Below are 6982 nucleotides of genomic sequence, written 5' to 3'. Positions count from 1 at the left end.
GGCATCAGCACCTCCATGGCGCGCGGCCGCTTCGGATCCCGGCGGAGATATCCCAGTTTCTCCAGCTGCGAGAGCTGGTGCGTCACGCTTGAGAGGCTTGCGAGCCCCACCGTATCGCCGATTTCACGCATGGACGGCGGATAGCCGTTGTCATTGACGGAGCGCTGGATGGTTTCGAGGATTTTTTTCTGCCGGGGGGTCAACCCTTTGGCGGTCTTCTTCGGCTGCGGGGCTGCCCTGCCCCCGGTGGCTGCTGCTGCCATATTCGCCAATGCCTTTCGGTTGCCACCGGGCTTGTCGCTGCGCCGGACTGGGTGAGCTTCCCTCAATGTCAGACCCTGCTGATCAACTTCAAGGGTGGTTGTTCTTTCCTTCAAAACTAGGCCAGCCACATTGCTTTTTCAAACATTTGTTCTAGCGAGTCTCGACATTGTTCGTTGATAGGTGCTAAAACTGAAGGAGCAAAGTTCGAACATGTGTTCTACTCGAAGCTTGCATCATTCGAATACAGCGTGCGTTTTTCGAAGAACCAGCCGGAGTGCCGGCGGTGCAGCAGCGGAGCGGGACATAGAAGCAGCAAGGTCGGGCAGCACAGTACGGTCCAGGAGGGCTCAGTTCATGTCAGCTATATCCGCTTCGCAGGCCAAGGGTCCGCGCGTTCATTCCCATCAGTCCGCACACCAGCTTCTGTCGCAACGGGACAGGTCCCGGTCCTCGCAGGTGCCGGCGGGTATGCCGGAGTCCCCGGCCAAGCCGGCACCCCTGCCGCCGTTGCGCCTGACGCGCCGGGGCAAGGTTGTCCTGATCGGGATTCCGCTGGTGCTGCTGGCTGCCCTGCTGCTTTCCCTGGCGGGGTTCTTCAACTCGCCGGCCAAGGCGTCCGATGCGCCGGAGGACCTGTCGGTGACACCCACCGTCACGGTGACCGTCCAGCCCGGCGAGTCGCTGTGGGCCATCGCGGGCACCGTTGCCCCTGACCGGGACGCCCGCGATGTGATTGCGGACATCGTCCAGCTCAACAACCTGCCGGCCGGAGCAGTTCTCCCCGGGCAGCAGCTCTACGTCCCCACCCGCTGAAGCCGCAGAAGTCCGTGCACGCTGAGCGCGAACAGGGGCCGTCACATTTTCCGGTCTCCGGAACGGCCACTAAACTGTTCAGGTGAATGACCAGCTTGAGCGTCTGAACCGGCTTCCCCTCCGCAGCAACCTCCGCGGGCTGACCCCCTATGGGGCGCCCCAGCTGGATGTCCCCATCCTTCTCAACGTCAACGAAAACACCCACGGTGTTCCCGCGGACGTGCGGGCCGCCATCAGCGCCGCGGTAACAGAGGCCGCCACCGGGCTCAACCGCTACCCCGACCGGGAGTTCACCGAGCTTCGGAAGGCGTTGGCCGAATACCTGGGGCATGGACTGGATGAGGCCAATCTCTGGGCTGCCAACGGTTCCAACGAGGTGCTCCAGCAGATCCTGCAGGCATTCGGCGGTCCGGGCCGGACGGCGCTGGGCTTCCCTCCCACGTATTCGATGTACCCGCTGCTCGCCAGCGGCACCGACACCGAATACATCACAGGCGAACGCGCCGAGGGGTACGGCCTCAGCGCCGAATCCGCAGCGCGCCAGGTCAAGGAACTGCAGCCAAACATCGTTTTCCTGAGCTCGCCCAACAATCCCACCGGCACGGGCCTGGGACTGGATGTTGTGGAGGGCGTCTATGCCGCCGGTGAGGCCAGCCAGACGATCGTGATCGTGGACGAGGCTTACCACGAATTTGCCCACGACGGCACGCCGAGTGCCCTGACCCTGCTGCCGGGCCGCGAGCGGCTCATTGTCACCCGCACCATGAGCAAGGCTTTTGCCCTGGCCGGCGCCCGGCTGGGCTACATGGCCGCGGCACCCGAGGTCACGGACGCCCTGCGCCTGGTCCGATTGCCCTACCACCTGTCCGCCGTCACCCAGGCCACGGCCCTGGCCGCCCTGCAGCACCGCGAAGCACTGATGGCCGATGTTGAGGACATCAAGAGGCAGCGTGACCGGATCGTCTCGGAGCTGACCCGTATGGGCCTCAAGCCCGCTGCCTCGGACTCCAACTTTGTCTTCTTCGGCGGACTGGATCGGCCCCACGACGTCTGGCAGCAGCTGCTGGACGCCGGTGTGCTGATCCGGGACGTCGGAATCCCCGGCCACCTGCGCGTGACCGCCGGCACTGAGACCGAAACCACAGCCTTCCTCACGTCCCTGGAAAGCATCCTTGCAAGCCAGGCTGCCCTTCCAGCCTAGACTTGACCTACCGGGCGCTGGGCGCCCCCCGAATCAAACCTTCTGCCTTAAAGGACACCTGACCATGAGTTCCACCGGATCGAACGCGGCCGCCTCCCGGACTGCGCGCATGGAGCGTGCCACCAGCGAGTCGTCCGTGCTCGTGGAAATCAACCTCGACGGCACCGGCATCTCGGACATCGACACGTCCGTGCCGTTCTACGACCACATGCTCACGGCGCTGTGCAAGCACTCGCTCATCGACATGACGGTGAAGGCCACCGGCGACATCCACATCGACGTTCACCACACCGTGGAAGACGTCGCCATCACCTTCGGCGAGGTGCTGCGCACCGCCCTGGGCAACAAAGCCGGGATCCGCCGGTTCGGCGAAGCTACCGTTCCCCTGGACGAAGCGCTGGCCCACGCCGTCGTGGACGTTTCCGGACGGCCCTACCTGGTGCACGGCGGCGAGCCGGCCGGCCAGGAGTACCACCTCATCGGCGGCCACTTCACGGGCTCCCTGACCCGGCACGTCTTCGAAGCCATCACGCTGCACGCAGGGATCTGCCTGCACATGAACGTGATCGCGGGCCGCGACCCGCACCACATCGTGGAAGCGCAGTTCAAGGCGTTCGCCCGGGCGCTGCGCGCTGCCGTGGAGCCGGATCCCCGCGTTGAAGGCATCCCGTCCACCAAGGGCGCGCTGTGAGCGGCCAGGTCCTGAAAGACGGGGCCATCATCGATCCCTCTGCGTCCCGGAAGCTGCCCTCGCCGGAGGGAAAGCCCACGGTCACCGTCCTGGACTATGGCTCGGGCAACGTCCGGTCGGCCGTGCGCGCCCTGGAACGGGCCGGTGCCGAGGTGGTCCTCAGCGCGAAGCCCGAGGATGTCCTGAACGCCGACGGCCTGGTGGTCCCCGGCGTCGGCGCCTTTGAAACCGTCATGCGGGAACTCAAGGCCGTGGACGGCATCCGCCTTATCGGCAGGCGGGTTGCCGGCGGCCGCCCGGTCCTCGGTATCTGCGTTGGCCTCCAGGTGCTTTTCGAGGCCGGCGTCGAACACGGCACCGAGGCCGAAGGCATCGGGGAGTGGCCCGGGAAAGTCGAGCTCCTGCCGGCAGACGTGGTGCCGCACATGGGCTGGAACACCGTGAAGGTGCCGGAGGGCTCCAAGCTCTTCGCCGGGGTTGAAAACGAGCGGTTCTACTTTGTGCACTCCTATGGAGTGCAGGAATGGAACTTCGACGTCATCCAGCCGCGGATGGCGGCGCCCCTGGTCACCTGGTCGGAGCATGGCGCCCCGTTCATCGCGGCGGTCGAAAACGGCCCGCTCTGTGCCACGCAGTTCCACCCGGAGAAGTCCGGCGATGCCGGTTCCCGGCTGCTGCGGAACTGGGTGGAGGCCCTGCACCGCCCCGCTGCCGGCGGCAATGCCCCGGCTGCGGAGAACCCGGCCGCCGCCGACACTTCAGAGCCGGCCGGCGGCAGCGCCTAGATGCTGTGGTCCGTTGTCCTGATGGCCCTCGCCGGCCTGCTGGTGGGCGGTGCCCTGTCCTTCCGGCAGCAGCACAAGCCGCTCTGGACCCAAATATCGTTCTACGTCCTGGCGGGCATGGCTTTGCTTGCCGCCTACCTGCTGACGCTGCCGGCCAACTGACGGCCCGGCCCACCCTGCCCCAACCCTGAAGGATGAAGATGACCACCGCTAACGATCTGCCGGTTCTTGAACTGCTGCCCGCCGTCGACGTCGTGAACGGGCAGGCCGTCCGGCTGGTCCAGGGCGAAGCGGGCAGCGAAACGAGTTACGGCACTCCGCTGGAGGCCGCGTTGAACTGGCAGCAGCAGGGTGCGGAATGGGTGCATCTGGTGGATCTGGATGCCGCTTTTGGCCGAGGATCCAACGCTGAACTGCTCCGGGAAGTGGTGGGCCGGCTGGACATCAACGTGGAACTCTCCGGAGGCCTGCGCGATGACGAAACGCTCGAGGCCGCCCTGGACCTCGGCGTAGCCCGCGTAAACCTGGGCACCGCCGCCCTGGAAAATCCGGACTGGACGCGCCGGGCCATCGACCGCTTCGGCGACAAGATCGCCGTCGGCCTGGACGTTCGCGGAACCACCCTTGCCGGCCGCGGCTGGACCAAGGAAGGCGGGGACCTCTGGGAGGTCCTGGGCCGCCTTGAAGAGGCAGGCTGCTCCAGGTATGTCGTCACCGACGTCACCAAGGACGGCACGCTCCAGGGTCCCAACGTCGAACTCCTCCGCCAGATGGTGGAGAAGACGGGCAAGCCCGTGGTGGCCTCCGGCGGCATCTCCAGCCTGGACGACCTGAAGGTCCTGCGTTCGCTCGTGCCGCTCGGTGTCGAAGGCGCAATCGTAGGCAAGGCGCTGTACGCCGGGGCCTTCACACTTCCCGAAGCCCTCGACGTCGCCGGCCGCCGCTAGGGACCTCCCTAAGGAATCAGTCGCAGCATGCCCAACCACGAAGCACCCGCACCGCGTCCCCTTCCAGGGCACATCGCGGCAGCACTGGCAGGCGCGGGAGGTGCCACGGACTCCGCCGGCCAGCCATGGGCGGGCCGCAGCCTCGCCGGCGACGACGCCAGGATCCACAACTTCGAGGACGATGACGGATCGGCTGACGCCGGTTACCTCGCCGCCGTCGCGGACCTCCGGGCAGGCACAGCGGACGAAACAGCCGTTGTTGCTTCCCTGGCCACCGCTCGGGTCTTCATTCCCATCGTTGCCCAGCTCGCCGAAGAAGAGGAATCCGCCCACGGCCTGCACGCGGACAAGCAGGCTGACATGGCTTTGGTCACCCTGAAAGCCGCCGACGGCAGGACCGCCATGCCAGCGTTCACCTCGGCTGCGGCGCTGGCCAGCTGGCATCCGGACGCCCGGCCGGTAGCCGTCTATGCAGCCCGTGCTGCCTTGTCTGCGGTGGCTGAGGGTGCCGAACTCCTGGTTTTGGATCCCGGGGCCGAGGTCACCTTCGTGGTCCGCCGGCCTGCGGTGTGGGCCCTTGCCCAGCAGCAGGACTGGACCCCCTCCTACATGGATGGGGAACTCGCGGCGGAAATGGGCCGGGCCGCGGCGGATTTTCCCGCTGTCCGGCGCATCGAGCTGTTGCCCGGCGGGGGAGTGGCGTCCCGTACGGCCGACGGATCCGCCATGCCGGGCGGAGGAGCCGGACCCGAGCTGCAGGTGGTGCTTTACCTCGAAGACGGCCTTGGCGCGGCAGGGGTTCAGCAACTGGTGGCGGGGCTCCAGGCCCAGTGGTCACGGAATGTATTGTTTGGGGAGCGGGTCGACTCAATCGAGATCAAGTTGCGGCGCGCAGCACAGTAGCCGGCAGCCGTGCGGGGTGACCCCCGGTCCGCTGCGGCAGACGTAAGGATCACCTCGTGAATTTCGCTCTCTACCGGGAGTTGCTCGCCGTCCGGCCCATCCGGCGCCTGCTCCTTGTGGGCATGGTCGCCCGTATCCCGCATTCAGCTGCCGGAGTCCTGCTGACCCTCCACATTGTCCTGACCCTCGGCGAGGGGTACGCCGCCGCCGGTGCGGCAGCGGCCGTCATGACCATCGGCATCGCCCTTGGCGCCCCCTGGCGGGGCCGGCGCGTGGACACCGCCGGCCTGCGGCGGGCCCTGATCCCGTCCGTCATCTCGGAAACCGTCATCTGGTCCATCGTTCCGCACGTGTCCTACCAGTGGCTCCTGCCGCTGGTGTTCGTGGGCGGCCTGCTTACCCTGCCCATCTTCAGCGTGGTCCGGCAGTCCCTGGGCGTGCTGGTCGACGGCGACCAGCGGCGTACCGCGTTCGCCCTCGACGCCATCACCACCGAGATGGTGTTCATGATCGGCCCGGCCGCGGGCGCGGTGGTCGCCACAAGCGGCTACACCACCGCCGGCTTGACGGTGGTGGGCGTCTCCACATCACTGGCCGGGCTCTTCCTGATCTGGTTCAATCCGCCCACCCGCAGCCCCGAACAGAGCGCGGAGTGTGCCGCTGACCAGCGCCATGCCGCGGAAGTCGCCGTCGTGTCCTCCGCCCCGGCCCACGTGCAGGAGGCGGCTGCCGAGCTGGTACCGGCCGGAGCCACGGCGACGCCCGGACTCCGCAGCAAGGTGGCCCGAAACTTCGCCTGGTTCACCGCCACCGTGGCCGCGCTTTTTGCCGTGGCGGCAGGCGCCGGAATGGTGCTCAGCGGCACCGACGTGGGTATCGTGGCAGCCCTGGAAACCGGCGGCCGCCAGAGCGAAATCGGCATTGTCTTCCTGTTCTGGTGCGCCGCGTCAGTGGTGGGCGGGCTTGTCTACGGCGCCATGCATCGGCCCGTCGCTCCTATTGTCCTGCTGCTCGGCATGGCGGCGCTGACCATCCCCATGGGATTCGCCCACGACACCTGGACACTGGCCCTGTTCTCGATCCTGCCGGGACTTCTGTGTGCTCCGGTGCTCTCCTCAGCCTCCGAGAAAGTGGCGGACCTGGTATCCGAGGAGCGCCGCGGGGAGGCCATGGGCTGGTATGGCTCGGCGCTGACCGCCGGAGTTGCCCTGGGCGCGCCGCTCGCCGGGATCTTCATCGACGGCATGGGTCCGTCCGGCGGGTTCGTGTCCGTGGGGGTTGCGGGCGTCCTGCTGTGCCTCGTTGGCCTGGTTCTCCAGCTCCGCCGCCGCAGGGTGGCCGCCTGACCTTCCCAGCACACGGCTGCTGTGGGTCAACG

At 67.1% G+C, this 6982-nt stretch carries 8 protein-coding genes and 1 pseudogene; 8 read left to right on the top strand and 1 reads right to left on the bottom strand.

Annotated features, from left to right (window positions below):
• Positions 1–263: pseudogene (locus P2Q66_RS10320) on the bottom strand (winged helix-turn-helix transcriptional regulator); the annotation flags it as partial.
• A gap of 355 nt (positions 264–618) precedes the next feature.
• On the opposite strand from P2Q66_RS10320, the gene P2Q66_RS10315 reads away from it, so the two are divergent.
• The 8 genes from P2Q66_RS10315 (at position 619) to P2Q66_RS10280 (ending at position 6950) form a co-directional block, all read left to right on the top strand.
• Positions 619–1077, top strand: coding sequence for a LysM peptidoglycan-binding domain-containing protein (locus P2Q66_RS10315; protein WP_275727782.1), 459 nt, complete (start codon positions 619–621; stop codon positions 1075–1077).
• Positions 1078–1159: 82 nt separating this feature from the next.
• Positions 1160–2278, top strand: a complete 1119-nt coding sequence (locus P2Q66_RS10310; RefSeq protein ID WP_275727780.1) for a histidinol-phosphate transaminase — start codon at positions 1160–1162, stop codon at positions 2276–2278.
• Positions 2279–2342: 64 nt separating this feature from the next.
• On the top strand, positions 2343–2969 hold the full coding sequence (gene hisB, locus P2Q66_RS10305) for an imidazoleglycerol-phosphate dehydratase HisB (protein ID WP_275727779.1): 627 nt from the start codon (positions 2343–2345) through the stop codon (positions 2967–2969).
• Positions 2966–3754: an imidazole glycerol phosphate synthase subunit HisH gene (gene hisH, locus P2Q66_RS10300; RefSeq protein WP_275727777.1), complete on the top strand. Its 789-nt coding sequence runs from the start codon at positions 2966–2968 to the stop codon at positions 3752–3754. The genes hisB and hisH overlap by 4 nt, the downstream gene beginning before the upstream one ends.
• Positions 3755–3916, top strand: a complete 162-nt coding sequence (locus tag P2Q66_RS10295; RefSeq protein WP_181884810.1) for a hypothetical protein — start codon at positions 3755–3757, stop codon at positions 3914–3916.
• Between the two features lie 38 nt (positions 3917–3954).
• On the top strand, positions 3955–4701 hold the full coding sequence (gene priA / locus P2Q66_RS10290; RefSeq protein ID WP_079595466.1) for a bifunctional 1-(5-phosphoribosyl)-5-((5-phosphoribosylamino)methylideneamino)imidazole-4-carboxamide isomerase/phosphoribosylanthranilate isomerase PriA: 747 nt from the start codon (positions 3955–3957) through the stop codon (positions 4699–4701).
• Between the two features lie 27 nt (positions 4702–4728).
• Positions 4729–5604 carry an SseB family protein gene (locus P2Q66_RS10285; RefSeq protein WP_275727775.1) on the top strand — a complete coding sequence of 292 codons (876 nt, stop codon included), beginning with the start codon at positions 4729–4731 and terminating at the stop codon, positions 5602–5604.
• A gap of 56 nt (positions 5605–5660) precedes the next feature.
• Positions 5661–6950: an MFS transporter gene (locus P2Q66_RS10280; RefSeq protein WP_275727773.1), complete on the top strand. Its 1290-nt coding sequence runs from the start codon at positions 5661–5663 to the stop codon at positions 6948–6950.
• Positions 6951–6982 lie beyond the last annotated feature (32 nt).

This window comes from Arthrobacter sp. Cr_A7, from assembly GCF_029222765.1.
Classification (GTDB): domain Bacteria; phylum Actinomycetota; class Actinomycetes; order Actinomycetales; family Micrococcaceae; genus Arthrobacter.
Note: the sequence above shows the minus strand (reverse complement) of the source record. Positions and strands in the feature narration are given on the sequence as shown.

Coding starts and splice junctions, on each gene's coding strand:
- priA (WP_079595466.1), top strand. CDS start 3,955: ATGACCACCGCTAACGATCTGCCGGTTCTTGAACTGCTGCCCGCCGTC.
- P2Q66_RS10295 (WP_181884810.1), top strand. CDS start 3,755: ATGCTGTGGTCCGTTGTCCTGATGGCCCTCGCCGGCCTGCTGGTGGGC.
- hisB (WP_275727779.1), top strand. CDS start 2,343: ATGAGTTCCACCGGATCGAACGCGGCCGCCTCCCGGACTGCGCGCATG.
- P2Q66_RS10315 (WP_275727782.1), top strand. CDS start 619: ATGTCAGCTATATCCGCTTCGCAGGCCAAGGGTCCGCGCGTTCATTCC.
- P2Q66_RS10285 (WP_275727775.1), top strand. CDS start 4,729: ATGCCCAACCACGAAGCACCCGCACCGCGTCCCCTTCCAGGGCACATC.